This is a genomic window from Escherichia sp. KTE96, assembly GCF_000408525.1.
GTDB lineage: Bacteria > Pseudomonadota > Gammaproteobacteria > Enterobacterales > Enterobacteriaceae > Escherichia > Escherichia marmotae.
The window spans coordinates 581,228-607,714 of the sequence record NZ_KE137146.1 but is presented as its reverse complement, the minus strand read 5'-3'; the positions used below and the strand labels follow the sequence as shown (position 1 = coordinate 607,714).

The window sequence follows — 26,487 nt, the reverse complement described above, 5'->3', positions numbered from 1 at the left end:
AAGCGACAAGCAAAAGAGACTGATTTGGCTGTCTGAGCCACATTTCTCACTAAAATTCGGATTCTGTAGGCGTGATAGTGAATTACATAACGTCATTTCTCACGCATAATAATTATTCGATGTTGCTAACGGGCCATTGTGGCAGGGATGAGAGATGAAAAAGTTACGCATAGCCGCCTGCATGTTAATGCTGGCGCTGGCAGGGTGCGACAACAACGATAACGCGCCAATAGAGGTGAAAAAAGACGCGTCCTCAGAAGTTGCTAAAGACACATCGTCGGGAAATACGAATTCTGCAAAAACCTCCGCGGTGGAGCGACAAAAACTGGCACAACAGAGTGCCGGTAAAGCACTGACATTGCTGGATCTCTCTGAAGTACAACTCGATGGCGCAGCCACGCTGGTGCTGACTTTCTCCATCCCCCTCGACCCGGATCAGGATTTCTCGCGTGTTATCCATGTCGTCGATAAAAAGAGCGGCAAAGTGGATGGTGCCTGGGAGCTATCAGATAATCTCAAAGAGCTACGCTTGCGCCACCTTGAACCTAAACGTGATTTGATCGTCACTATTGGCAAGGAGGTCAAAGCTCTCAATAACGCAACCTTCAGTAAAAATTACGAAAAAACGATTTCTACCCGCGATATCCAACCCAGCGTCGGTTTTGCCAGCCGTGGTTCGCTGCTGCCCGGGAAAGTCGTTGAAGGGCTGCCGGTAATGGCGCTCAACGTTAACAATGTCGATGTTAACTTCTTCCGTGTGAAGCCTGAATCTCTGCCTGCTTTCATTAGCCAGTGGGAATACCGTAATTCGCTGGCGAACTGGCAATCGGACAAACTATTGCAGATGGCTGATTTGGTCTACACCGGGCGTTTTGATCTCAATCCTGCGCGTAACACCCGTGAAAAATTATTGCTGCCGCTGGGCGATATCAAGCCGCTTCAGCAGGCGGGCGTGTATCTGGCGGTGATGAATCAGGCCGGACGTTACGATTACAGTAATCCGGCTACGTTGTTTACGTTAAGTGATATTGGCGTATCGGCCCACCGTTATCACAATCGTCTGGATATCTTTACCCAAAGCCTGGAAAACGGCGCGGCTCAGCAAGGAATTGAAGTCTCGCTATTAAATGAGGAAGGGCAGACGCTGACTCAGGCGACCAGTGATGCACAGGGCCATGTGCAACTGGAAAATGACAAAAACGCGGCACTGCTGCTGGCGCGTAAAGACGGTCAGACAACGTTGCTTGATTTAAAACTTCCGGCGCTGGACTTAGCGGAATTTAACATTGCAGGCGCGCCAGGCTACAGCAAGCCGTTCTTTATGTTTGGCCCGCGCGATCTTTATCGCCCTGGCGAAACGGTAATTCTCAATGGGTTATTGCGGGATGCGGACGGTAAAATGTTACCGGATCAACCTGTCAAACTGGACGTGATTAAACCCGACGGGCAGGTTCTTAGGAGCGTCGTTAGTCAGCCGCAAAATGGCCTCTATCACTTTACCTGGCCACTCGATAGCAGTGCGCCAACAGGCATGTGGCATATCCGCGCTAACACGGGCGATAACCAGTATCGAATGTGGGATTTCCACGTCGAAGATTTCATGCCTGAGCGTATGGCGCTGAATCTGAGTGGCGAGAAAACGCCGTTAACGCCGAAAGATGAGGTGAAATTCTCTGTGGTGGGTTACTACCTGTACGGAGCGCCTGCTAACGGTAATACCTTGCAGGGGCAGCTTTTCCTGCGGCCACTGCGTGAAGCGGTTGCTGCATTACCCGGTTTCGAATTTGGTGATATTGCTGCCGAAAACCTTTCCCGATCATTGGATGAAGTCCAGTTGACGCTGGATGATAAAGGGCGCGGCGAAGTTTCTACAGAAAGTCAGTGGAAAGAAACACATTCTCCATTGCAGGTTATTTTCCAAGGGAGTTTACTGGAATCCGGCGGCCGCCCGGTGACGCGCCGTGTTGAACAGGCTATCTGGCCTGCGGATGCGTTGCCAGGGATCCGCCCGCAGTTCTCGTCAAAATCGGTTTACGATTACCGCACTGACAGCACGGTAAAACAGCCCATTGTTGATGAAGAGAGTAACGCTGCTTTTGATATCGTTTATAGCGATGCACAGGGCGTGAAAAAAGCCGTGTCGGGCTTGCAGGTGAGACTGATTCGTGAACGTCGTGATTACTACTGGAACTGGTCGGAAGATGAAGGCTGGCGGTCGCAGTTTGATCAAAAAGATCTGATCGAAAATGAGCAAACACTGGATCTGCAAGCGGGTGAAACCGGCAAAGTGAGTTTCCCGGTAGAGTGGGGCGCTTATCGTCTGGAAGTCAAAGCGCCGAATGAAGCGGTCAGTAGCGTGCGTTTTTGGGCCGGATATAGCTGGCAGGATAATAGCGACGGTAGCGGTGCGGTACGACCAGACCGTGTCACGATGAAACTGGATAAAGCCAGTTATCGACCTGGCGATACGATCAAGTTGCATATTGCTGCGCCAACGGCGGGTAAAGGCTACGCGATGGTCGAGTCCAGTGAAGGGCCGCTGTGGTGGCAAGAGATTGATGTCCCGGCACAAGGGCTGGATTTGACGATTCCGGTCGATAAAACCTGGAATCGACATGACCTCTATTTAAGTACGCTGGTGGTTCGTCCGGGAGATAAATCTCGTTCCGCGACGCCAAAACGTGCGGTTGGCGTGTTGCATTTGCCGCTTGGCGATGAAAACCGTCGCCTCGATCTGGCGTTGGAAACACCAACAAAAATGCGCCCCAATCAGCCATTAACCGTGAAAATCAAAGCCAGCAATAAAAATGGTGAGATGCCAAAACAGGTGAATGTGCTGGTGTCGGCCGTTGATAGTGGTGTGCTGAATATCACTGATTACGTTACACCAGATCCGTGGCAGGCATTCTTTGGTCAGAAACGTTATGGTGCTGATATTTACGATATTTACGGTCAGGTTATTGAAGGTCAGGGACGTCTGGCAGCGCTGCGCTTTGGTGGCGATGGCGATGAGCTGAAACGCGGGGGTAAACCGCCCGTGAACCACGTCAATATTGTTGCGCAACAGGCACAGCCGGTAACGCTCAACGAACAGGGGGAAGGCACGGTTACGCTACCCATTGGCGATTTTAATGGTGAGCTACGAGTCATGGCGCAGGCCTGGACAGCGGATGATTTCGGCAGTAGCGAAAGTAAAGTGGTTGTTGCCGCACCGGTGATAGCGGAACTGAATATGCCACGCTTTATGGCCAGCGGCGATACCTCGCGTCTGACGCTGGATATCACTAATCTTACCGATAAACCGCAAAAACTGAACGTTGCTCTGACCGCCAGCGGTTTGCTTGAACTGGTGAGTAACTCGCCCGCAGGCGTTGAATTAGCGCCAGGCGTGCGAACTACGCTGTTTATCCCGGTACGCGCACTGGCGGGCTATGGAGATGGCGAAATTCGGGCCACCATTAGCGGGTTAGTGTTACCGGGTGAAACCGTTGCCGATCAGCATAAGCAGTGGAAAATTGGCGTCCGTCCGGCATTCCCGGCACAAACGGTCAATTATGGTACGGCGTTGCAGCCTGGTGAAACATGGGCGATGCCAACTGATGGATTGCAAAACTTCTCGCCTGTTACGCTGGAAGGACAGTTGTTGTTGAGCGGCAAACCACCGCTGAACATTGCTCGTTATATTAAAGAGTTAAAAGCGTATCCTTACGGATGTCTGGAGCAAACCACCAGCGGCCTGTTCCCGTCACTTTATACCAACGCTGCCCAGCTACAGGCATTGGGTATCAAAGGCGACAGTGATGATAAACGCCGTGCGGCAGTCGATATTGGCATTTCGCGTTTGCTGCAAATGCAACGTGATAACGGCGGCTTTGCGCTGTGGGATAAAAACGGTGACGAAGAGTACTGGCTGACTGCCTACGTGATGGATTTTCTGGTTCGCGCAGGTGAGCAGGGTTACAGCGTGCCGACAGAAGCCATTAACCGGGGAAATGAGCGTCTGCTGCGCTATTTACAAGATCCGGGCATGATGTCGATTCCGTATGCGGATAACCTCAAAGCCAGCAAGTTTGCCATACAGTCTTATGCTGCGCTGGTACTGGCACGGCAGCAAAAAGCACCGCTGGGTGCACTGCGTGAAATCTGGGAGCGTCGTGCAGATGCTGCTTCGGGTTTGCCACTGTTGCAACTTGGCGTTGCGCTGAAAACGATGGGCGATGCGACGCGTGGTGAAGAAGCGATTGCACTGGCGCTGAAAACGCCGCGCAATGATGAGCGGAAATGGCTGGGCGATTACGGTAGCCCACTGCGCGACAACGCGTTGATGCTCTCCTTGCTGGAAGAGAACAAACTGTTGCCAGATGATCAGAACACCTTATTGAACACGCTTTCGCAGCAGGCGTTTGGTGAACGTTGGCTATCAACTCAGGAAAGTAACGCGTTGTTCCTGGCTGCCCGTGCGATTCAGGATTTACCAGGCAAATGGCAGGCGCAAACGTCTTTCTCTGCCGCACCGCTGACAGGCGAGAAAGCGCAAAACAGCAATCTGAATAGCGATCAACTTGCAACTTTGCAGGTAACCAACAGTGGCGACCAACCGCTATGGCTGCGTGTGGATGCCAGCGGTTATCCGCAGTCCGCACCGCTTCCAGCGAATAATGTTCTGCAAATTGAGCGCCATATATTAGGTACTGATGGTAAGAGCAAGTCTCTGGACTCGTTACGTAGTGGCGATCTGGTGCTGGTCTGGTTGCAGGTAAAAGCCAGTAACAGCGTGCCGGATGCGCTGGTGGTTGATTTGTTGCCAGCGGGTCTGGAACTGGAAAACCAGAACCTGGCGAACGGCAGCGCCAGTCTGGAACAAAGTGGTGGCGAAGTGCAAAACTTGCTCAATCAAATGCAGCAAGCGAGCATTAAGCACATTGAGTTCCGTGACGATCGCTTTGTGGCCGCGGTTGCCGTTGATGAATATCAACCGGTAACGCTGGTATATCTGGCGCGGGCGGTAACGCCGGGAACGTATCAGATGCCGCAGCCGATGGTGGAATCGATGTATGTTCCCCAATGGCGGGCGACGGGTGCGACTGAAGATTTGCTGATTGTCAGACCGTAAATGCCTCGTCTGTTAACAAAACGCGGCTGCTGGATAACGCTGGCAGCCGCGCCTTTTATCATCATTCTGGCGGCGTGGGGAGCAGATAAACTCTGGCCTCTGCCGCTACATGAAGTCAATCCCGCACGCGTGGTTGTGGCGCAGGACGGTACGCCACTGTGGCGCTTTGCTGATGCAGATGGTATCTGGCGTTATCCGGTAGCAATCGAAGATGTTTCTCCACGTTATATTGAAGCACTGATTAATTACGAAGATCGCTGGTTCTGGAAGCATCCGGGCGTAAACCCGTTCTCGGTGGCGCGCGCAGCCTGGCAGGATCTGACTTCTGGTCGGGTTATCTCTGGCGGTAGCACGCTCACCATGCAAGTGGCGCGTCTGCTTGATCCTCACCCCAAAACGTTTGGCGGCAAAATTCGTCAGCTCTGGCGCGCGTTTCAACTGGAGTGGCATCTGTCTAAACGTGAAATTCTGACTTTGTATCTTAATCGCGCCCCGTTTGGCGGTACGTTGCAGGGAGTTGGGGCAGCAAGCTGGGCTTATCTTGGGAAATCGCCTGCAAATTTAAGCTATTCCGAGGCAGCAATGCTGGCGGTATTACCGCAAGCACCCAGTCGGCTGCGCCCGGATCGCTGGCCGGAGCGTGCCGAGGCTGCGCGTAATAAAGTGCTCAAACGGATGGCAGTGCAAGGTGTATGGTCCCGTGAGCAGGTAAAAGAGTCAATCGAAGAACCTGTCTGGCTGGCACCCAGACAGATGCCAAAACTGGCACCGCTGTTTTCGCGGATGATGCTCGGTAAAAGTAAAAGCGACAAAATCGTTACTACACTGGATGCAGGCCTTCAGCGGCGTCTGGAAGAACTGGCGCTAAACTGGAAAGGACGATTGCCGCCGCGCAGTTCACTGGCGATGATCGTGGTTGATCATACTGATATGCGTGTTCGCGGCTGGGTAGGATCGGTTGATCTCAATGATGATTCACGCTTTGGTCATGTCGATATGGTTAATGCGATCCGATCGCCGGGATCGGTGCTTAAACCGTTTGTCTATGGTCTGGCGCTGGATGAGGGATTGATCCATCCGGCATCGTTGTTGCAGGACGTCCCCCGACGCACCGGCGATTATCGACCAGGTAACTTTGATAGCGGATTTCATGGCCCGATCAGCATGAGCGAGGCGCTGGTGCGCTCGCTGAACTTACCCGCCGTGCAGGTGCTGGAAGCCTATGGTCCGAAACGGTTTGCGGCAAAGCTGCGTAACATCGGGTTACCGCTGTTTCTGCCCAACGGTGCTGCGCCGAATCTGTCGCTCATTCTCGGTGGCGCAGGTGCAAAACTGGAAGATATGGCAGCAGCGTATACCGCTTTTGCTCGCCGCGGTAAGGCAGGTAAATTGCGCTTACAGCCTGACGACCCCCTGCTTGAACGCCCCTTAATGTCGCCGGGGGCTGCGTGGATCATCCGCCGGATCATGGCTGATGAAGCGCAACCCTTGCCGGATGGCGCTTTGCCGCGCGTCGTACCACTGGCATGGAAAACTGGCACCAGTTATGGCTATCGAGATGCATGGGCGATAGGTATAAATGCTCGCTATATCATCGGTATCTGGACCGGCAGGCCGGACGGTACGCCTGTTGTTGGTCAGTTTGGCTTTGCCAGCGCCGTACCGCTGTTGAATCAGGTCAATAATATCTTACTGTCGCGCAGTGCAAATCTGCCAGAAGACCCACGTCCGAACTCTGTAAGCCGTGGTGTTATCTGCTGGCCGGGCGGGCAGTCTTTGCCGGAAGGTGACAGTAACTGTCGGCGTCGCCTGGCAACCTGGTTACTGGATGGAAGCCAGCCGCCAACTCTGTTACTGCCGGAGCAGGAAGGGATTAATGGCATACGTTTCCCTATCTGGCTGGATGAAAATGGCAAACGAGTCGCCGCCGATTGTCCACAGGCGCGACAAGAAATGATAAATGTCTGGCCGCTACCGCTGGAACCCTGGCTGCCTGCTCCGGAACGCCGGGCTGCGCGTTTGCCTCCGGCATCGACAATGTGCCCGCCATACGGTCGCGATGCCCAACTCCCGTTGCAACTAACAGGAGTACGTGATGGCACCATTATTAAGCGATTACCTGGCGCTGCTGATGCTTCTTTGCCTGTGCAAACCAGTGGTGGCGCAGGTGAACGCTGGTGGTTTCTTAATGGTGAGCCGTTAACTGAACGTGGGCGTAACGTTACGCTGCGTTTGAGTGAAAAAGGCGATTATCAATTACTGGTGATGGATGAAATGGGGCAAGTAGCGACGGTGAGATTTTCCATGCAGTAGTCTGTTTCACGACGGTTTGTTGCTTAAGCTCGGTTTATTTTAAAAAAATGTTACCTTCATCAATAGTCAACGGCCTTGTTGCTCATTATAATCCGCGCCATCTCGTACGCTGGTACAGACAACAACAGAACAATTTACAGAGGTAAAAATGGCTATTGAACGTACTTTTTCCATCATCAAACCGAACGCGGTAGCAAAAAACGTCATTGGTAGTATCTTTGCGCGCTTCGAAGCTGCAGGGTTCAAAATTGTCGGCACTAAAATGCTGCACCTGACCGTTGAACAGGCTCGTGGTTTTTATGCTGAACACGATGGAAAACCGTTCTTTGATGGTCTGGTTGAGTTCATGACCTCTGGCCCGATCGTGGTTTCTGTGCTGGAAGGCGAAAATGCGGTTCAGCGTCACCGCGATCTGCTCGGCGCAACCAACCCGGCAAATGCGCTGGCGGGTACTCTGCGTGCTGATTACGCTGACAGCCTGACTGAAAACGGCACCCACGGTTCTGATTCCGTAGAATCTGCCGCTCGCGAAATCGCTTATTTCTTCGGTGAAGGCGAAGTGTGTCCGCGCACGCGTTAATAATTTCGTAAATGCCGCGTGCAAACGTGGCATCCGTGCGCCAGAATTTGTACAATGCAGCGCCCCCGGACGAGCAGCCGCTCACCGGGGCGTTTCTTTTTTCAACCCTCCAGGGGCCATAACGTGTAATAACGAGGCCGGAATAGCATATGTCTGAACAATTAGTCACACCTGAAAACGTCACCACGAAAGATGGGAAAATCAACCTGCTGGATCTCAACCGTCAGCAGATGCGGGAGTTTTTTAAAGAGTTAGGTGAAAAACCCTTCCGCGCCGATCAGGTGATGAAGTGGATGTATCATTATTGCTGCGACAACTTTGATGAGATGACCGACATCAACAAAGTGTTGCGCGGCAAGCTGAAAGAGGTGGCGGAAATCCGCGCACCGGAAGTGGTTGAAGAACAGCGCTCATCTGACGGCACCATTAAATGGGCGATTGCCGTGGGCGATCAGCGCGTCGAAACGGTGTATATCCCGGAAGATGACCGAGCCACACTTTGTGTCTCTTCGCAGGTAGGGTGTGCGCTGGAGTGTAAATTCTGTTCCACCGCCCAGCAGGGCTTTAACCGTAACCTGCGGGTGTCGGAAATTATCGGCCAGGTGTGGCGGGCGGCGAAAATCGTCGGCGCAGCAAAAATCACCGGTCAGCGCCCAATCACTAACGTTGTTATGATGGGCATGGGCGAGCCGCTGCTTAACCTGAACAATGTGGTTCCGGCGATGGAAATCATGCTCGATGACTTTGGCTTTGGCCTGTCTAAACGCCGCGTGACGCTCTCTACTTCGGGCGTGGTTCCGGCGCTGGATAAACTGGGCGATATGATTGACGTTGCACTGGCAATCTCTCTGCATGCACCAAATGATGAAATTCGTGACGAAATTGTACCGATCAATAAAAAGTACAATATCGAAACTTTCCTTGCTGCGGTGCGCCGTTATCTGGAGAAATCCAACGCTAACCAGGGCCGTGTTACTATCGAGTACGTGATGCTCGACCACGTTAATGACGGTACTGAACACGCGCACCAACTGGCGGAGCTGCTGAAAGATACGCCGTGTAAGATCAACCTGATTCCGTGGAACCCGTTCCCGGGTGCGCCGTATGGTCGTAGCTCGAACAGCCGTATCGATCGCTTCTCAAAAGTGCTGATGAGCTACGGTTTCACCACCATTGTGCGTAAAACCCGTGGTGATGATATCGACGCCGCTTGTGGCCAGTTAGCGGGAGATGTCATCGACCGTACTAAACGTACTCTGCGTAAACGGATGCAGGGTGAAACCATCGACATTAAAACGGTCTGATAGCCATTACGCCACGGTTACTTTATGTACCGTGGCGTAATGTTTTATGAATGTCGCATTAAGTTGCAATTGTCTGATCAATATTAACGGTGCGTTTTTGCTGACTTTAAGGCAGTATGTAACGATGCAACAGTAAGTTAGCTTTGATTCACGTGGGCTTTGTCACGAGCACACAGACAGTCTTATACTGTATGATAAAGGTTAACCTTACAGATGTTTCGCGGTGTGGGTGGGCGTGATGGTTCACCGGCATCCCAATTCTCATTTAAACGTACCTGCAGCGAATGAATACTGAAGCCACGCACGACCAAAATGAAGCACTTACCACCGGCGCTCGCTTGCGTAATGCCCGTGAACAAATTGGACTTAGCCAGCAAGCCGTTGCCGAACGACTTTGTTTGAAGGTTTCCACGGTACGCGACATTGAAGAAGATAAGGCACCAGCCGATCTTGCTTCAACATTCTTGCGCGGGTATATCCGCTCTTATGCGCGTCTGGTCCATATTCCAGAAGAAGAACTGCTGCCAGGGCTGGAAAAGCAGGCACCTCTGCGGGCCGCAAAAGTTGCGCCGATGCAGAGTTTCTCCCTCGGGAAGCGACGTAAAAAACGCGATGGCTGGTTGATGACCTTTACCTGGCTGGTTCTGTTTGTAGTGATTGGCCTGAGCGGTGCCTGGTGGTGGCAGGATCACAAAGCCCAGCAGGAAGAGATCACCACGATGGCTGATCAATCTACCGCGGAATTGAATAATAACCAGAGCCAGAGTGTACCGTTAGATACGGCTACTGATCAGAACAGTACCACTACGTCGCCATCGGCGGCGGAGACCACCGTTACGAACACGCAAGCGCCAGCCGTGACGACGCCAGTTCCTGCTGTAGATCCACAGCAGAACGCGGTTGTTCCTCCTTCGCAGGCGAATGTTGATACTGCGGCCACTACTACACCGGCGGCTCCGGTTGCAACAACGACGCCAGATGCCGCAGCACCATTGCCAACCGATCAGGCTGCTGTAACAACGCCAGCGGCTGATCCTAATGCACTGGTCATGAACTTTACCGCCGATTGCTGGCTGGAAGTTACCGATGCTACCGGTAAAAAACTGTTCAGCGGGATGCAACGTAAAGGCGGTAATTTGAATTTAGCCGGTCAGGCACCGTATAAACTAAAAATTGGTGCGCCAGCCGCAGTGCAGATCCAGTATCAAGGGAAACCTGTCGATCTGAGTCGTTTTATCAGAACTAACCAGGTTGCGCGTCTGACCCTAAATGCCGAACAATCACCGGCGCAGTAACAGACGGGTAACGCGGGAGATTTTTCATGCATAACCAGGCTCCAATTCAACGTAGAAAATCAACACGTATTTACGTTGGGAATGTGCCGATTGGCGATGGTGCTCCCATCGCCGTACAGTCCATGACTAATACGCGCACGACGGATGTCGAAGCGACGGTCAATCAAATCAAGGCGCTGGAACGTGTCGGTGCCGATATCGTTCGCGTCTCTGTACCGACGATGGACGCTGCAGAAGCGTTCAAACTTATCAAGCAGCAGGTTAATGTGCCGCTGGTGGCCGACATCCACTTCGACTATCGCATTGCGCTGAAAGTGGCGGAATATGGCGTTGATTGCTTGCGCATTAACCCTGGTAATATCGGCAATGAAGAGCGTATTCGCATGGTGGTTGACTGCGCGCGCGATAAAAACATTCCGATTCGTATTGGCGTTAACGCCGGATCGTTGGAAAAAGATCTGCAAGAAAAATATGGCGAACCGACGCCGCAGGCGCTGCTGGAATCCGCTATGCGTCATGTTGATCATCTCGATCGCCTGAACTTTGATCAGTTCAAAGTCAGCGTGAAAGCGTCTGACGTCTTCCTGGCCGTGGAGTCTTACCGTCTGTTGGCAAAACAGATCGATCAGCCGTTGCATCTGGGTATTACCGAAGCCGGTGGCGCACGTAGCGGGGCAGTGAAATCCGCTATTGGTTTAGGTCTGCTGTTGTCGGAAGGCATTGGCGATACGCTGCGCGTATCACTGGCGGCAGATCCGGTTGAAGAGATCAAAGTCGGTTTTGATATTTTGAAATCGCTGCGGATCCGTTCGCGCGGGATCAACTTCATTGCCTGTCCGACCTGTTCTCGTCAGGAATTCGACGTTATTGGTACGGTCAACGCGCTGGAGCAGCGTCTGGAAGATATCATCACCCCGATGGACGTTTCTATCATCGGCTGTGTGGTGAACGGTCCTGGCGAGGCGTTGGTTTCCACGCTTGGCGTCACGGGCGGCAACAAGAAAAGCGGCCTCTATGAAGATGGCGTGCGCAAAGACCGTCTGGACAACAACGACATGATCGACCAGTTGGAAGCACGCATTCGTGCAAAAGCCAGCCAACTGGACGAAGCGCGTCGAATTGACGTTCAGCAGGTTGAAAAATAATAACGTGATGGGAAGCGTCTCGCTTCCCGTGTATGATTGAACCCGCATGGCTCCCGAAATATTGAGGGAAGCGTTGAGGGTTCATTTTTATATTCAGAAAGAGAATAAACGTGGCAAAAAACATTCAAGCCATTCGCGGCATGAACGATTACCTGCCTGGCGAAACGGCCATCTGGCAGCGCATTGAAGGCACACTGAAAAACGTGCTCGGCAGCTACGGTTACAGTGAAATCCGCTTGCCGATTGTAGAGCAGACCCCGCTATTCAAACGTGCGATTGGTGAAGTCACCGACGTGGTTGAAAAAGAGATGTACACCTTTGAGGATCGCAATGGCGACAGCCTGACTTTGCGCCCTGAAGGGACGGCGGGCTGTGTACGCGCCGGCATCGAGCATGGTCTTCTGTACAATCAGGAACAGCGTCTGTGGTATATCGGGCCAATGTTCCGTCACGAGCGTCCGCAAAAAGGGCGTTATCGTCAGTTCCATCAGTTGGGCTGCGAAGTCTTCGGTCTGCAAGGCCCGGATATCGACGCCGAACTGATTATGCTCACCGCCCGCTGGTGGCGCGCGCTGGGTATCTCTGAACACGTTACCCTCGAGCTGAACTCAATTGGTTCGCTGGAAGCGCGTGCCAATTACCGCGATGCGCTGGTTGCTTTCCTCGAACAGCATAAAGAAAAGCTGGACGAAGACTGCAAACGCCGCATGTATACCAACCCGCTGCGCGTGCTGGACTCCAAGAATCCGGAAGTGCAGGCGCTACTTAACGATGCTCCGGCGTTGGGCGATTATCTGGACGAAGAGTCTCGCGAGCACTTTGCTGGTCTTTGCAAACTGCTGGAGAGCGCAGGTATCGCCTACACCGTAAATCAGCGTCTGGTTCGTGGTCTGGATTACTACAACCGTACCGTTTTCGAGTGGGTGACTAACAGTCTTGGTTCTCAGGGCACAGTGTGCGCAGGCGGTCGTTATGACGGTCTGGTGGAACAACTGGGCGGACGCGCAACACCGGCAGTGGGTTTTGCAATGGGCCTCGAACGTCTTGTGTTGTTAGTTCAGGCAGTTAATCCGGAATTTAAAGCCGATCCTGTTGTCGATATATACCTGGTGGCCTCAGGTGCTGATACTCAATCTGCGGCTATGGCATTAGCTGAGCGTCTGCGTGATGAATTACCTGGCGTGAAATTGATGACCAACCACGGCGGCGGCAACTTTAAGAAACAGTTTGCCCGTGCTGATAAATGGGGCGCATGTGTTGCTGTGGTGCTGGGTGAGTCCGAAGTGGCCAACGGCACGGCAGTGGTGAAGGATTTGCGCTCTGGTGAGCAAACGGCAGTTGCGCAGGATAGCGTGGCCGCGCATTTGCGCACGTTACTGGGTTAAGGAAGGAGAAGGACAGCGTGGAAATTTACGAGAACGAAAACGACCAGGTTGAAGCAGTTAAACGCTTTTTTGCTGAAAATGGCAAAGCACTGGCTGTTGGGGTGATTTTAGGTGTTGGCGCACTGATTGGCTGGCGCTACTGGAACAGCCATCAGGTTGAGTCCTCACGATCCACTTCTCTTGCTTATCAAAATGCGGTTACCGCAGTGAGCGAAGGCAAACCGGGCAGCATCCCGGCGGCGGAAAAATTCGCTGCTGAAAATAAAAATACTTATGGCGCGCTGGCTTCTTTGGAACTTGCGCAGCAATTTGTTGACAAAAATGAACTAGAGAAAGCTGCCACCCAATTACAACAAGGGTTGGCGGACACGAGCGATGAAAATCTCAAAGCCGTGATAAATCTGCGTCTTGCCCGAGTTCAGGTGCAGCTCAAGCAGGCTGATGCCGCGCTGAAAACCCTCGATACCATTAAAGGTGAAGGTTGGGCTGCTATTGTTGCTGACCTGCGTGGTGAAGCATTGCTGAGCAAAGGTGATAAGCAAGGTGCGCGTAGTGCGTGGGAAACAGGCGTGAAAAGCGATGTTACCCCGGCACTGAGTGAAATGATGCAGATGAAAATTAATAATTTGTCCATCTGAGAGGGACCCGATGCAATTGCGTAAATTACTGCTGCCAGGAATGCTTTCCGTTACCCTTTTAAGCGGCTGTTCGCTGTTTAACAGTGAAGAAGATGTGGTGAAGATGTCCCCATTACCGACCGTTGAAAACCAGTTTACGCCGACCACGGCGTGGAGCACTTCCGTTGGTAGCGGCATTGGTAACTTCTACTCTAATCTTCATCCGGCATTGGCGGATAACGTTGTCTATGCTGCCGATCGCGCTGGTTTGGTTAAAGCGATGAATGCGGATGACGGCAAAGAAATCTGGTCTGTCAGTCTGGCCGAGAAAGATGGCTGGTTATCTAAAGAGCCTGCGTTACTTTCCGGCGGCGTGACCGTCGCGGGTGGTCATGTCTATATTGGCAGCGAAAAAGCGCAGGTTTACGCGCTGAACACCAGCGATGGTACTGTTGCATGGCAAACCAAAGTAGCGGGTGAAGCACTTTCTCGTCCGGTAGTCAGTGACGGTCTGGTTTTGATTCACACCAGCAACGGTCAGTTGCAGGCGTTGAACGAAGCTGACGGCGCTGTTAAATGGACAGTTAACCTCGATATGCCTTCGCTCTCTCTGCGTGGCGAGTCTGCGCCAGCAACTGCATTTGGTGCGGCAGTGGTCGGTGGTGATAATGGTCGCGTCAGTGCTGTGTTGATGCAGCAGGGACAGATGATTTGGCAGCAGCGTATCTCCCAGGCGACCGGTTCTACCGAAATCGACCGTTTGAGCGATGTTGATACTACGCCGGTTGTGGTGAACGGTGTTGTTTTCGCGCTGGCCTATAATGGTAACCTGACGGCGCTTGATTTGCGCAGTGGTCAGATTATGTGGAAACGCGAGTTGGGTTCGGTGAATGATTTCATCGTCGACGGCAACCGCATCTATCTGGTCGATCAAAATGACCGGGTGATGGCGCTGACCATCGACGGTGGCGTTACACTGTGGACTCAAAGCGATCTGCTGCATCGCCTGCTGACGTCCCCGGTGCTGTATAATGGCAATCTGGTGGTGGGTGACAGCGAAGGTTATCTGCACTGGATTAACGTTGAAGATGGCCGTTTCGTTGCCCAGCAAAAAGTTGATAGCTCCGGTTTCCAGACTGACCCGGTTGCCGCTGATGGCAAACTGCTGATCCAGGCAAAAGACGGGACCGTGTATTCCATTACACGTTAATCGTCTCTGTCGTTCACTTTGAAAACGGCTCCTGGACAGGGGCCGTTTTCCTGTTTTTAACAACGACGCGAAAATTGCGGGCGTTGTCTGATGATTTATAAAAATGAGGCTTTAAACATGGTACCTGTGGTCGCGCTTGTCGGGCGCCCTAACGTAGGAAAATCCACGTTATTTAACCGTCTAACTCGCACCCGAGATGCGCTGGTTGCGGATTTCCCGGGTCTGACTCGTGACCGTAAGTACGGTCGTGCGGAAATTGAAGGCCGCGAGTTTATCTGTATTGATACCGGCGGGATTGACGGCACAGAAGACGGTGTAGAAACCCGCATGGCGGAACAATCGCTGCTGGCGATTGAAGAGGCGGATGTGGTGCTGTTTATGGTGGATGCACGCGCGGGTCTGATGCCAGCGGATGAAGCCATTGCCAAACATCTGCGTTCCCGCGAAAAGCCAACCTTCCTGGTGGCGAATAAAACCGACGGACTGGATCCGGATCAAGCAATCGTTGATTTTTATTCACTTGGTTTAGGTGAAATCTACCCGATTGCCGCTTCGCATGGTCGTGGTGTTTTGAGTCTGCTTGAGCATGTTCTGCTGCCGTGGATGGAAGATATCGCGCCGCAAGAAGAAGTGGATGAAGACGCGGAATATTGGGCGCAATTTGAAGCGCAAGAGAATGGCGAGGAAGAAGAAGAGGAAGACGACTTCGATCCGCAAAGTCTGCCGATCAAACTGGCGATAGTGGGTCGTCCGAACGTGGGTAAGTCTACACTCACTAACCGTATTCTCGGTGAAGAGCGCGTGGTGGTTTACGACATGCCCGGGACTACGCGCGACAGCATCTACATTCCAATGGAACGTGATGGACGTGAGTATGTACTCATTGACACAGCAGGCGTACGTAAACGTGGCAAAATTACCGATGCGGTAGAGAAGTTCTCGGTAATCAAAACGTTGCAGGCAATTGAAGATGCCAACGTTGTGATGCTGGTGATTGATGCACGCGAAGGTATTTCCGATCAGGATCTCTCCCTGCTGGGCTTTATTCTCAATAGTGGGCGCTCACTTGTGATTGTGGTGAACAAGTGGGATGGCCTGAGCCAGGAAGTGAAGGAGCAGGTGAAAGAGACGCTGGACTTCCGTCTGGGCTTTATCGATTTTGCTCGCGTGCACTTTATCTCTGCGTTGCATGGTAGCGGGGTTGGCAATCTGTTTGAATCAGTGCGTGAAGCGTATGACAGCTCTACCCGTCGCGTAGGCACGTCTATGCTGACGCGTATCATGACTATGGCTGTTGAAGACCACCAGCCGCCGCTGGTTCGCGGTCGTCGCGTGAAGCTGAAATATGCCCACGCCGGTGGTTACAACCCGCCGATTGTGGTAATCCACGGCAACCAGGTAAAAGACCTGCCGGATTCCTATAAGCGTTATCTGATGAATTACTTCCGCAAATCTCTGGATGTGATGGGTACGCCGATTCGTATTCAGTTCAAAGAAGGGGAAAACCCGTATGCGAACAAGCGTAACACCCTGACGCCGACCCAGATGCGTAAGCGCAAGCGTCTGATGAAGCACATCAAAAAAAATAAGTAATAGTAGGTAAGTACTTATCTATAGTTTCCCTCTCGTAAGTAGGGGGAAACTTATCGAAGGAGTTTATATGGAACTCAACTGCCCAATCTGTCAGAAACCTCTCGAGCGTAATGGTGACATCGCTCATTGTGAAACCTGTGACAAAAATTTCTCTCTCCAGGCATTGTGCCCTGATTGCCATCAGCCTTTGCAGGTACTCAAAGCCTGCGGTGCGGTAGATTACTTCTGTCAGAATGGTCACGGGCTTATTTCCCGCAAACGTGTTGAGTTTGTCCTTCCTGAATATTAAGTTTTATTTAAAATCTATATTCACACTATAAAAATTAGATTTATCAGTGTCTGGTCGATAAACAGATCGGTTAGACTATTTTAATTAAAATTGTATTTATATTTGCTTGAGTGATTTTTCCTTTATGTGTGGAATATACTGCCTGTCATTATTAATTTTTTGTATTGATATATTATTCAGGGATGGTGCATTGGGGGCGCTGTATTGTAATGATGCTGATCTCTGGTGCAGCCATTGCCGCACCGGAGACAAACATTAAACAAAATAACGACCCATAGCTCGAGTTCGGCAGCGAAGCGACCCGACAAGAAGCACAGAATAATAAAGGAACTTCATTTAAAGAACGCAGTGCCGATTACATCACCAACTCTGCAACACAAGGGTTTGAAAAACACATCGACCTCTGTTGAAAACAGAATTACCTTCTGGTGCAGTTGTTGTGGTGGCACCAAATGTCGCCAACGAAACCTGGGCGTTGGGACACTGAGTTGATTCAGGCAAATGTGATATAGCAAAACAGTGTGGAAGTATGAGTAATACGGCAGGGTACATTCAGTGATGCCCGGATTATATCTGGTGTTGGCATGGTGATATTGCCGGATGCGATACTGGCGCATCTTATCCGGCCTACGGATTAGCCGCTTTTTTACGTGGTTTGCGGGTTTTCATAACTGAACTGACTTCGCTGACCACCACGCCATCACCTAACCGCGTGGTCAACGTATCGCCCGCTTTGACCTGCTTAACCTGTTTCAGCACTGTGCCATCGGCGGCGCTGGTTACGCTATATCCACGCGCCAGTGTTGACAGCGGGCTCACGGCTTCCAGGTGTGTTACTGCATTACCAAAACGTTCACGTGTTACGCTAAGTTGTGCGTGTAACACTTCCGCCAGACGATATTCCAGTTGCTGAATCCGCGTTTGCGCGCGATGAATACGTGACTGCGGATTTTGCTGGGTTAGTCGCTGTGTTAATCGCTGCTGTTGCTGTCCGACACGTTTTAGTTGATTTTCCAGTGCAAAGCTCATCCGCTTTTGTAGACGTTCGAGAGTGGTTTGCTGACGCGCCAGCCGTAGCTGTGGGTGCTGCTGCTGTAATCGATGATGAATCTGTGTAAAACGCCGGGTGCGATTGGCGAGATAATAATCCATCGCCATCTCCAGTCGCTGACGGGCAGATTGCACCTGACGGAGTAATTCTTGCTGATTACGGCTCACCACTTCGGCGGCAGCCGATGGTGTGGGTGCTCGTAAATCGGCAACAAAATCGGCAATGGTCACATCAGTTTCATGTCCAACGGCGCTGACAACCGGAATGTGACTGGCAAAAATCGCCCGCGCTACGCGTTCGTCGTTAAAACTCCATAAATCTTCCAGCGACCCGCCGCCGCGCCCGACAATCAATACGTCGCACTCGTTGCGCTTATTCGCCAGTTCAATGGCGCGAACAATTTGCCCAGGCGCATCATCACCCTGTACGGCGGTAGGATAGATGATCACGGGTAGAGACGGATCGCGGCGTTTAAGCACATGCAAAATATCGTGCAACGCGGCACCGGTTTTTGAGGTGATGACACCTACACAGTGCGCGGGGGAGGGGAGCGGCTTCTTAAACTGTTGATCGAACAAACCTTCAGCCTGCAATTTCGCTTTTAGCTGTTCATACTTCTGTTGCAACAAGCCTTCACCGGCGGGCTGCATACTTTCAACGATTATCTGATAGTCACCACGCGGCTCATACAGCGTAATATTGGCGCGAACCAGCACCTGTTGCCCGTGCTGTGGGCGAAAGGCTACCCGGCGGTTGCTGTTACGGAACATTGCGCAGCGCACCTGGGCGGTATCGTCTTTGAGCGTAAAATACCAGTGACCGGAAGCCGGTTGCGTGAAGTTAGATATTTCACCGCTGATCCATACCAGTCCCATCTCATGCTCAAGCAGCAGACGAACCGTTTGATTCAGGCGACTAACGGTAAAAATTGCAGGGGATTGAGAAGGTAACATGTGAGCGAGATCAAATTCTAAATCAGCAAGTTATTCAGTCGATAGTAACCCGCCAGCAGGGGATAGCAAGCATTTTTTGCAAAAAGGGGTAGATGCAATCGGTTACGCTCTGTATAATGCCGCGGCAATATTTATTAACCACTCTGGTCGAGATATTGCCCATGCTACGTATCGCTAAAGAAGCTCTGACGTTTGACGACGTTCTCCTCGTTCCTGCTCATTCTACCGTCCTGCCGAATACCGCTGACCTCAGCACTCAACTGACGAAAACTATTCGTCTGAACATCCCTATGCTTTCCGCAGCAATGGATACCGTAACGGAAGCGCGCCTGGCTATTGCCCTGGCTCAGGAAGGCGGTATTGGCTTTATCCACAAAAACATGTCCATTGAACGCCAGGCGGAAGAAGTTCGCCGCGTGAAAAAACACGAGTCTGGCGTGGTGACTGACCCGCAGACTGTTCTGCCAACCACGACTCTGCGCGAGGTGAAAGAACTGACCGAGCGTAACGGTTTTGCTGGCTACCCGGTAGTAACCGAAGAAAACGAACTGGTTGGTATCATCACCGGTCGTGACGTGCGTTTTGTGACCGACCTGAATCAGCCGGTTAGCGTTTACATGACGCCGAAAGAGCGTTTGGTGACCGTGCGTGAAGGCGAAGCCCGTGAAGTTGTGCTGACCAAAATGCACGAAAAACGCGTTGAGAAAGCGCTGGTGGTTGATGATGAATTCCACCTGATTGGCATGATCACCGTGAAAGATTTCCAGAAAGCGGAGCGTAAACCGAACGCCTGTAAAGACGAGCAAGGCCGTCTGCGTGTTGGTGCGGCGGTTGGTGCTGGCGCAGGTAACGAAGAGCGTGTTGATGCGCTGGTGGCCGCTGGTGTTGACGTTCTGCTGATCGACTCCTCTCACGGTCACTCTGAAGGTGTTCTGCAACGTATTCGCGAAACCCGAGCCAAATACCCGGATCTGCAAATCATCGGCGGTAACGTCGCCACTGCTGCAGGCGCTCGTGCGCTGGCGGAAGCCGGTTGTAGCGCGGTTAAAGTTGGTATCGGCCCTGGTTCTATTTGTACCACCCGTATCGTCACTGGCGTAGGTGTTCCGCAGATCACCGCCGTTGCTGACGCAGTAGAAGCCCTGGAAGGCACCGGTATTCCAGTTATCGCTGACGGTGGTATTCGCTTCTCCGGCGATATCGCTAAAGCTATCGCTGCTGGCGCAAGCGCGGTGATGGTAGGCTCCATGCTGGCAGGTACGGAAGAATCTCCGGGTGAAATCGAACTCTACCAGGGCCGTTCTTATAAATCTTACCGTGGTATGGGCTCTCTGGGCGCGATGTCCAAAGGTTCTTCTGACCGTTACTTCCAGAGCGACAACGCCGCTGACAAACTGGTGCCAGAAGGCATCGAAGGCCGTGTGGCTTACAAAGGTCGCCTGAAAGAGATCATCCACCAGCAGATGGGCGGTCTGCGCTCCTGTATGGGCCTGACCGGCTGTGGTACTATCGACGAACTGCGTACTAAAGCGGAGTTTGTACGTATCAGCGGTGCTGGCATTCAGGAAAGCCACGTTCATGACGTGACCATCACCAAAGAGTCCCCGAACTACCGTATGGGCTCCTGATTCTCTTCGCCCGACTTCATGTCGGGCGATTTATATTATCTGTTTCACTTGCCTCGGAATAAGCGTCAATGACGGAAAACATTCATAAGCATCGCATCCTCATTCTGGACTTCGGTTCACAGTACACCCAACTGGTTGCGCGCCGCGTGCGTGAGCTGGGCGTTTACTGTGAACTGTGGGCATGGGATGTGACAGAAGCACAAATTCGTGACTTCAACCCAAGCGGCATTATTCTTTCCGGCGGCCCGGAAAGCACCACCGAAGAAAACAGCCCGCGAGCGCCGCAGTATGTCTTTGAAGCAGGCGTACCGGTATTCGGCGTTTGCTATGGTATGCAGACCATGGCGATGCAGTTAGGTGGCCATGTTGAAGCCTCTAACGAGCGTGAGTTTGGTTATGCACAGGTTGAAGTACAAACTGATAGCGCGCTCATTCGTGGCATCGAAGATGCGTTAAGTGCAGACGGCAAACCGCTGCTTGACGTGTGGATGAGCCACGGCGATAAGGTAACTGCAATTCCTGAGGGTTTCGTTACCGTAGCCAGCACCGAAAGTTGCCCGTTTGCCATAATGGCTAACGAAGAAAAACGTTTCTATGGCGTACAGTTCCACCCGGAAGTGACTCACACCCGTCAGGGGATGCGTATGCTGGAGCGTTTTGTGCGCGATATTTGCCAGTGTGAAGCACTGTGGACACCAGCAAAAATTATCGATGACGCCGTAGCCCGCATTCGCGAGCAGGTGGGCGATGATAAAGTGATCCTTGGCCTCTCTGGTGGCGTGGACTCTTCTGTTACTGCGATGCTTCTGCACCGTGCTATCGGTAAAAACCTGACCTGTGTATTCGTCGACAACGGCCTGCTGCGTCTGAATGAAGCTGAACAGGTAATGGATATGTTTGGTGATCGCTTCGGCCTGAACATCATTCACGTTCCGGCAGAAGAGCGTTTCCTGGCTGCGCTGGCGGGTGAAAACGATCCGGAAGCTAAACGTAAAATCATCGGTCGCGTCTTCGTTGAAGTATTCGATGAAGAAGCGCTGAAACTGGAAGATGTAAAGTGGCTGGCGCAGGGGACTATCTACCCTGACGTTATTGAATCCGCCGCTTCTGCGACGGGTAAAGCGCACGTTATCAAATCTCACCACAACGTAGGCGGCCTGCCGAAAGAGATGAAGATGGGCCTGGTTGAACCGCTGAAAGAGCTGTTCAAAGACGAAGTGCGTAAGATTGGTCTGGAGCTGGGTCTGCCGTACGACATGCTGTACCGCCACCCGTTCCCGGGGCCTGGCCTTGGCGTTCGCGTGCTGGGTGAAGTGAAGAAAGAGTACTGCGACCTGCTGCGCCGTGCGGATGCCATCTTCATTGAAGAGCTGCGTAAAGCTGATCTGTACGACAAAGTCAGCCAGGCATTCACTGTCTTCCTGCCAGTACGCTCCGTAGGCGTAATGGGCGATGGTCGTAAATATGACTGGGTTGTCTCTCTGCGTGCTGTCGAAACCATCGACTTTATGACCGCACACTGGGCGCACCTGCCGTATGATTTCTTAGGGCGCGTTTCCAACCGTATTATCAATGAAGTGAATGGTATTTCCCGCGTGGTGTATGACATCAGCGGTAAGCCGCCAGCTACTATTGAGTGGGAATAAACCCGAACACTAAATGCTGAGGTTTTCTATTCGTACGAGGCTTCAGCATATTTTGGTAACAAAACCCTCTGTTCATCCACTGGAGGGTTTTTTATGCAATTAAAAAGCCCATAATCCTCACGAATTACAGGCCTGGTAGTGGAAAGACGATTAATTAAACCAACTGTCTGATTTATTCTCTTCTGCTTTACCCACGCTTTTCATCAAATCACGACCACCTTCAGTCATATTCCTGTTAGCGTCAGCTTCAGATTGTACAACATCGGTTTGCGCTGCTTTGTGTTTCAGTTCCTGATCGATAAATTCGTTCTCACGCTTAACGCGCGCTTCTTCTTTTGCCAGCGCCAGTTTTTGCTTCTGAATCTCTAAGTTGCGCAGCTCATCTTCATAACTTTGATCGCGCTTTTTATCCGCAGTGAATTCGGCGTCCCGTTTATCCTGGCGAGCTTTTTTATCCGCTGCTGCTGCTGCCGCTCTTTTATTCGCTGCGGCCTGAGCGTTTGCGCGCCGTTGCTTCTCTTGCTGGATTTCCCTGTTGCGCTCCGCAACCCATTCGTCATGCTGCCTTTGTTCTTCATTTTTGCCTTGCTGTTCAGCTTCTGCGACCGCAGAGAGTTGATCCTGTAATGAAGAGGCGAAAGCCGGGCTACTAACAGCAGCTAATATGGCGGCGCAAAGAAAAACTTTCTTCATGAGTCCTCCTGATAGTTAGCTCTTTTCAGGACATTTTGTATTTGGCTGAATACGCGTTTCGTTATAAGTGGTGGTAATAACAACGGCTAAACCCGTTGTGAACTGGCATTCTTTACCCACCTGGGTGGAGGTGTACACTTTGGTGCCTTCCTTATAAGTTAAAGAGACACCTTCCACTAAGGTTTTATCATTCACCATAGTACCCGCTGCCGCGCCTACAGCTCCGCCACCAACTGCACCAGCCGTTGTTCCGGAGTTACTACCAGATCCAACGTTATGGCCGATAACGCCGCCTGCGACAGCGCCAATAAGTGCGCCAAAGGCTTGCGCATTCCGTTTATTTTGTGAGTTATCTACGGCAACTTTTGCGGGAAGAATGGAGATAATATTAACGGTTTTAGTTTCTTGCTTTGTATTCAGTTGATCGGTTTGATAGACATCGGCGGCATGGTCGTCAGCATTTGACTGGCATCCTGCCAGGGTGAATGACGCTAAAATTGCCACAGGCAGAAAACATTTTTTAAATTTCATCACTATTCCTTGTTGTACACATTACGAAAAATAAGACATTTAAGATCATCAAAAGAAGAAAGTAAATGTATTGCGGATAAAGGAATAGATTTAATTTATTAAAATTCACCAGAATAATAAATTAATAAAAAATATAATTGAAATATATATATTAATTTAATGTTTATTCCGTCCTTAGGCAAGATGATCGTCAGTCAGGGCAAAGAGGCGAGATTTAAGGTGAAAGAATGCTTGCCGCTTTGATAACAACAAAGAGCAACAGCATCTGACAACATTGAGCCGTCTTGTTCAGGAAGGATGACGAAGGTAACCGCTAACGTTGTACCGATGATTCGATAGAGAGTGTGGATTGTTGAGCTTCTTTTTTGCTCTGATGATGCTGCCAGGCACTGACGGACGAGTAGATAAAGCGGCCAAAGAAGAAGATAAAGCTAATGAGTAGTACGATACGGGTCATACGACTGTTAAATCGGTGTCGTTTTCGCATACTGGTTGCCTGACTCACAAAAGGTTCCTTGAAGTATGTCCCACTCAGGAGACGGTACTTACATTAAGGCACATCAGGAAAAAATGGTCAATTCTTCGTTATGTAAAAAAGCGTCAGTGGATACATATTTTAATGTTATGGAAATTAATTTAATTATTTACAGTGCTGATGTAATAATGATGAATTAACATAATAAACGTAATAATTCATTAATCAGGGTTATTTTGTTTGATATATATCAATTGGAACTTTCATATGACACTTAGAATCAATGTCCTCTATAGCGATGAGTAATCATCTTTCGAAGTCAGGTGGGATGCCTGTCTGAATACACCCCTTCAGGATGTGGGGGATTCTGCTGAGCATCTATGAAACTGAATGCAACTTATATAAAAATACGTGATAAATGGTGGGGGCTTCCGCTGATCCTGCCTTCTTTAATTTTACCTGTTTTCGCACAAATAAATACTTTCGCGCATATTTCCTCTGGTGAAGTATTTCTCTTTTATCTGCCCCTGGCTCTGATGATCAGCATGATGATGTTTTTTGGCTGGGCAGCATTACCGGGTATAGCATTAGGCATTTTTGTTCGTAAGTATGCGGAGCTTGGCCTTTACGAAACGCTTTCGTTAACGGCTAATTTTATTATCATTATTATTATTTGTTGGGGCGGTTACAGGGTCTTTACTCCCCGGCGTAACAACGTTTCACATGGCGATACCCGCTTAATTTCCCAGCGAATTTTTTGGCAGATTTTTTTTCCTGCAACGTTGTTCCTGGTGCTTTTCCAGTTTGCGGCGTTTGTAGGATTACTGGCGAGCAAAGAAAATCTGGTAGGCGTCATGCCTTTTAACCTTGGAACCTTAATCAATTATCAGGCCCTGCTGGTCGGTAATCTTATCGGTGTCCCGCTGTGCTATTTCATCATTCGGGTGGTGCGAAATCCACTTTATTTACGTAGCTATTATTCGCAGTTAAAACAGCAGGTTGACAGAAAAGTGACCAAAAAAGAATTTGCGATCTGGTTACTGGCTTTAGGTACGTTGCTGTTGCTGTTATGTATGCCGTTAAATGAAAAAAGCACAATTTTTAGCACCAACTATACGTTATCGTTATTGTTGCCGCTGATGATGTGGGGAGCAATGCGCTACGGCTATAAGTTTATATCGCTGCTCTGGGCGGTAGTGCTGATGATCAGTATTCACAGCTATCAGAATTACATTCCCCTTTATCCAGGATATACCACGCAACTGACCATAACTTCCTCCAGTTATTTAGTTTTTTCTTTTATTGTCAATTATATGGCTGTACTGGCAACCCGTCAGCGAGCGGTGGTCAGACGCATTCAACGGCTTGCCTATGTGGACCCGGTTGTTCATCTGCCAAATATTCGCGCCCTGAACCGCGCGCTGCGCGATGCACCCTGGTCCGTGCTATGTTATTTACGCATCCCAGGCATGGAAATGCTGGTAAAGAACTATGGCATCATGCTACGCATTCAATATAAACAAAAAATTTCACACTGGCTGACATCATTGCTGGAGCCGGGCGAATCTGTTTATCAGCTTTCCGGCAACGACCTTGCGTTACGATTGAATACAGAATCACACCAGGAGCGCATTACCGCGCTGGATAACCATCTGAAGCAGTTTCGTTTCTTTTGGGATGGAATGCCGTTACAACCTCAGATTGGCGTTAGTTATTGCTATGTCCGCTCACCGGTTAATCATATATACCTGCTGCTCGGGGAGTTAAATACGGTTGCCGAACTTTCCATCGTGACCAATACCCCGGAAAATATGCAACGTCGTGGGGCAATGTATTTACAACGGGAATTAAAAGACAAAGTGGCGATGATGAATCGGCTACAGCAGGCGCTTGAGCATAACCAGTTTTGCCTGATGGCCCAGCCGATTACTGGGGTGCGTGGTGATGTCTATCATGAAATTCTGCTGCGCATGAAAGGAGAGAACGATGAACTCATCAATCCTGACAATTTCTTACCGGTTGCGCATGAATTTGGCTTATCGTCCAGCATCGACATGTGGGTCATCGAACATACACTGCAATTTATGGCGGAAAATAGAGAAAAAATGCCTGCCCGCCGATTTGCTATTAACCTGTCGCCAACTTCCGTTTGTCAGGCGCATTTTCCTTTGAACGTCAGTCATTTTTTAGCTAAATATCAAATAGAAGCGTGGCAGCTTATTTTTGAGGTAACAGAAAGTAATATCCTGACCAATGTTAAACAGGCACAGAATACGTTGCAGCATCTTCAGGAGTTAGGATGCCAAATTGCAATTGATGATTTTGGCACCGGCTATGCCAGTTATGCGCGGCTAAAAAATGTGAATGCCAATTTATTAAAAATTGATGGCAGCTTCATACGCAATATTGTCTCGAATAGTCTGGATTACCAGATAGTGGCGTCAATTTGTCATCTGGCGCGAATGAAGAAAATGCAAGTGGTTGCGGAATATGTTGAAAATGAAGAGATTCGCCAGGCGGTTCATTCTTTGGGTATTGATTACCTGCAAGGCTTTTTGATTGGTGAACCGCAACTGTTAGTGGATATGCTGGATGAAAGAGAACCTGTCCGGGAAAGCGCGTAATTTATTGGGGCCGACATAACATGTTGGCCCGTTTTCATTTCA

19 protein-coding genes and 1 pseudogene are annotated in these 26,487 nt (G+C 50.7%); 16 read left to right on the top strand and 4 right to left on the bottom strand.

Translation table 11 applies throughout. The features are described 5' to 3' along the window. Positions 1-154 precede the first annotated feature (154 nt). The 12 genes and pseudogenes from yfhM to A1WG_RS25235 all read left to right on the top strand — a co-directional run. Positions 155-5,113 carry an alpha2-macroglobulin gene (yfhM, locus tag A1WG_RS18475; protein WP_001516875.1) on the top strand — a complete coding sequence of 1,653 codons (4,959 nt, stop codon included), beginning with the start codon at positions 155-157 and terminating at the stop codon, positions 5,111-5,113. Beyond that, positions 5,114-7,426, top strand: a complete 2,313-nt coding sequence (gene pbpC, locus A1WG_RS18480; RefSeq protein WP_001516874.1) for a peptidoglycan glycosyltransferase PbpC — start codon at positions 5,114-5,116, stop codon at positions 7,424-7,426. Between the two features lie 148 nt (positions 7,427-7,574). Beyond that, positions 7,575-8,006, top strand: coding sequence for a nucleoside-diphosphate kinase (ndk, locus tag A1WG_RS18485; protein ID WP_000963841.1), 432 nt, complete (start codon positions 7,575-7,577; stop codon positions 8,004-8,006). Between the two features lie 149 nt (positions 8,007-8,155). Then, on the top strand, positions 8,156-9,310 hold the full coding sequence (locus tag A1WG_RS18490) for a dual-specificity RNA methyltransferase RlmN (RefSeq protein ID WP_000003330.1): 1,155 nt from the start codon (positions 8,156-8,158) through the stop codon (positions 9,308-9,310). A gap of 284 nt (positions 9,311-9,594) precedes the next feature. After that, positions 9,595-10,605 (top strand): cytoskeleton protein RodZ, encoded by a 1,011-nt coding sequence (gene rodZ / locus A1WG_RS18495; RefSeq protein WP_001090818.1) that lies wholly within the window; start codon positions 9,595-9,597, stop codon positions 10,603-10,605. Positions 10,606-10,631: 26 nt separating this feature from the next. Beyond that, a complete protein-coding gene (ispG, locus tag A1WG_RS18500) occupies positions 10,632-11,750 on the top strand; it encodes a flavodoxin-dependent (E)-4-hydroxy-3-methylbut-2-enyl-diphosphate synthase (RefSeq protein ID WP_000551807.1) in 1,119 nt (372 codons plus the stop codon). A 110-nt stretch (positions 11,751-11,860) separates the two neighbouring features. Continuing rightward, positions 11,861-13,135: a histidine--tRNA ligase gene (gene hisS, locus A1WG_RS18505; RefSeq protein ID WP_001107164.1), complete on the top strand. Its 1,275-nt coding sequence runs from the start codon at positions 11,861-11,863 to the stop codon at positions 13,133-13,135. A 17-nt stretch (positions 13,136-13,152) separates the two neighbouring features. Next, positions 13,153-13,773 (top strand): ancillary SecYEG translocon subunit YfgM, encoded by a 621-nt coding sequence (gene yfgM / locus A1WG_RS18510; protein WP_001516873.1) that lies wholly within the window; start codon positions 13,153-13,155, stop codon positions 13,771-13,773. A 10-nt stretch (positions 13,774-13,783) separates the two neighbouring features. Continuing rightward, positions 13,784-14,962 (top strand): outer membrane protein assembly factor BamB, encoded by a 1,179-nt coding sequence (gene bamB, locus A1WG_RS18515; RefSeq protein ID WP_001177078.1) that lies wholly within the window; start codon positions 13,784-13,786, stop codon positions 14,960-14,962. A 117-nt stretch (positions 14,963-15,079) separates the two neighbouring features. Continuing rightward, positions 15,080-16,555 (top strand): ribosome biogenesis GTPase Der, encoded by a 1,476-nt coding sequence (gene der, locus A1WG_RS18520; RefSeq protein WP_001516872.1) that lies wholly within the window; start codon positions 15,080-15,082, stop codon positions 16,553-16,555. A 67-nt stretch (positions 16,556-16,622) separates the two neighbouring features. Continuing rightward, a complete protein-coding gene (locus A1WG_RS18525; RefSeq protein ID WP_000422354.1) occupies positions 16,623-16,844 on the top strand; it encodes a zinc ribbon domain-containing protein in 222 nt (73 codons plus the stop codon). 182 nt (positions 16,845-17,026) lie between these two features. Further along, a pseudogene (locus tag A1WG_RS25235) lies at positions 17,027-17,233 on the top strand (hypothetical protein); the annotation flags it as partial. 238 nt (positions 17,234-17,471) lie between these two features. Here A1WG_RS25235 and xseA read toward each other — a convergent pair. Beyond that, positions 17,472-18,848 carry an exodeoxyribonuclease VII large subunit gene (gene xseA / locus A1WG_RS18530; protein ID WP_001516871.1) on the bottom strand — a complete coding sequence of 459 codons (1,377 nt, stop codon included), beginning with the start codon at positions 18,846-18,848 and terminating at the stop codon, positions 17,472-17,474. A 161-nt stretch (positions 18,849-19,009) separates the two neighbouring features. Here xseA and guaB point away from each other — a divergent pair, with 161 nt between their 5' ends. Continuing rightward, positions 19,010-20,476 carry an IMP dehydrogenase gene (gene guaB / locus A1WG_RS18535; RefSeq protein WP_001516870.1) on the top strand — a complete coding sequence of 489 codons (1,467 nt, stop codon included), beginning with the start codon at positions 19,010-19,012 and terminating at the stop codon, positions 20,474-20,476. A gap of 68 nt (positions 20,477-20,544) precedes the next feature. After that, positions 20,545-22,122 carry a glutamine-hydrolyzing GMP synthase gene (guaA, locus tag A1WG_RS18540; protein WP_000138266.1) on the top strand — a complete coding sequence of 526 codons (1,578 nt, stop codon included), beginning with the start codon at positions 20,545-20,547 and terminating at the stop codon, positions 22,120-22,122. Between the two features lie 150 nt (positions 22,123-22,272). Here guaA and A1WG_RS18545 read toward each other — a convergent pair whose 3' ends face one another. The 3 genes from A1WG_RS18545 to A1WG_RS0121395 all read right to left on the bottom strand — a co-directional run bounded on the left by A1WG_RS18545 (position 22,273) and on the right by A1WG_RS0121395 (position 23,851). Next, positions 22,273-22,815, bottom strand: a complete 543-nt coding sequence (locus tag A1WG_RS18545) for a DUF5384 family protein (protein ID WP_000755156.1) — start codon at positions 22,813-22,815, stop codon at positions 22,273-22,275. A gap of 15 nt (positions 22,816-22,830) precedes the next feature. Then, positions 22,831-23,349, bottom strand: coding sequence for an outer membrane lipoprotein (locus tag A1WG_RS18550; RefSeq protein WP_010378956.1), 519 nt, complete (start codon positions 23,347-23,349; stop codon positions 22,831-22,833). Between the two features lie 310 nt (positions 23,350-23,659). Then, positions 23,660-23,851, bottom strand: coding sequence for a YfgG family protein (locus A1WG_RS0121395; protein ID WP_000076002.1), 192 nt, complete (start codon positions 23,849-23,851; stop codon positions 23,660-23,662). Between the two features lie 17 nt (positions 23,852-23,868). Between A1WG_RS0121395 and A1WG_RS24815 the strand changes: the two genes are divergently transcribed. After that, the gene (locus A1WG_RS24815) at positions 23,869-24,021 is read left to right on the top strand and encodes a hypothetical protein (protein WP_000019728.1); all 153 of its coding nucleotides are present in this window, start codon (positions 23,869-23,871) and stop codon (positions 24,019-24,021) included. Positions 24,022-24,201: 180 nt separating this feature from the next. Continuing rightward, positions 24,202-26,445: a bifunctional diguanylate cyclase/phosphodiesterase gene (locus A1WG_RS18555; protein WP_000772787.1), complete on the top strand. Its 2,244-nt coding sequence runs from the start codon at positions 24,202-24,204 to the stop codon at positions 26,443-26,445. The last annotated feature ends 42 nt before the right edge of the window (positions 26,446-26,487 follow it).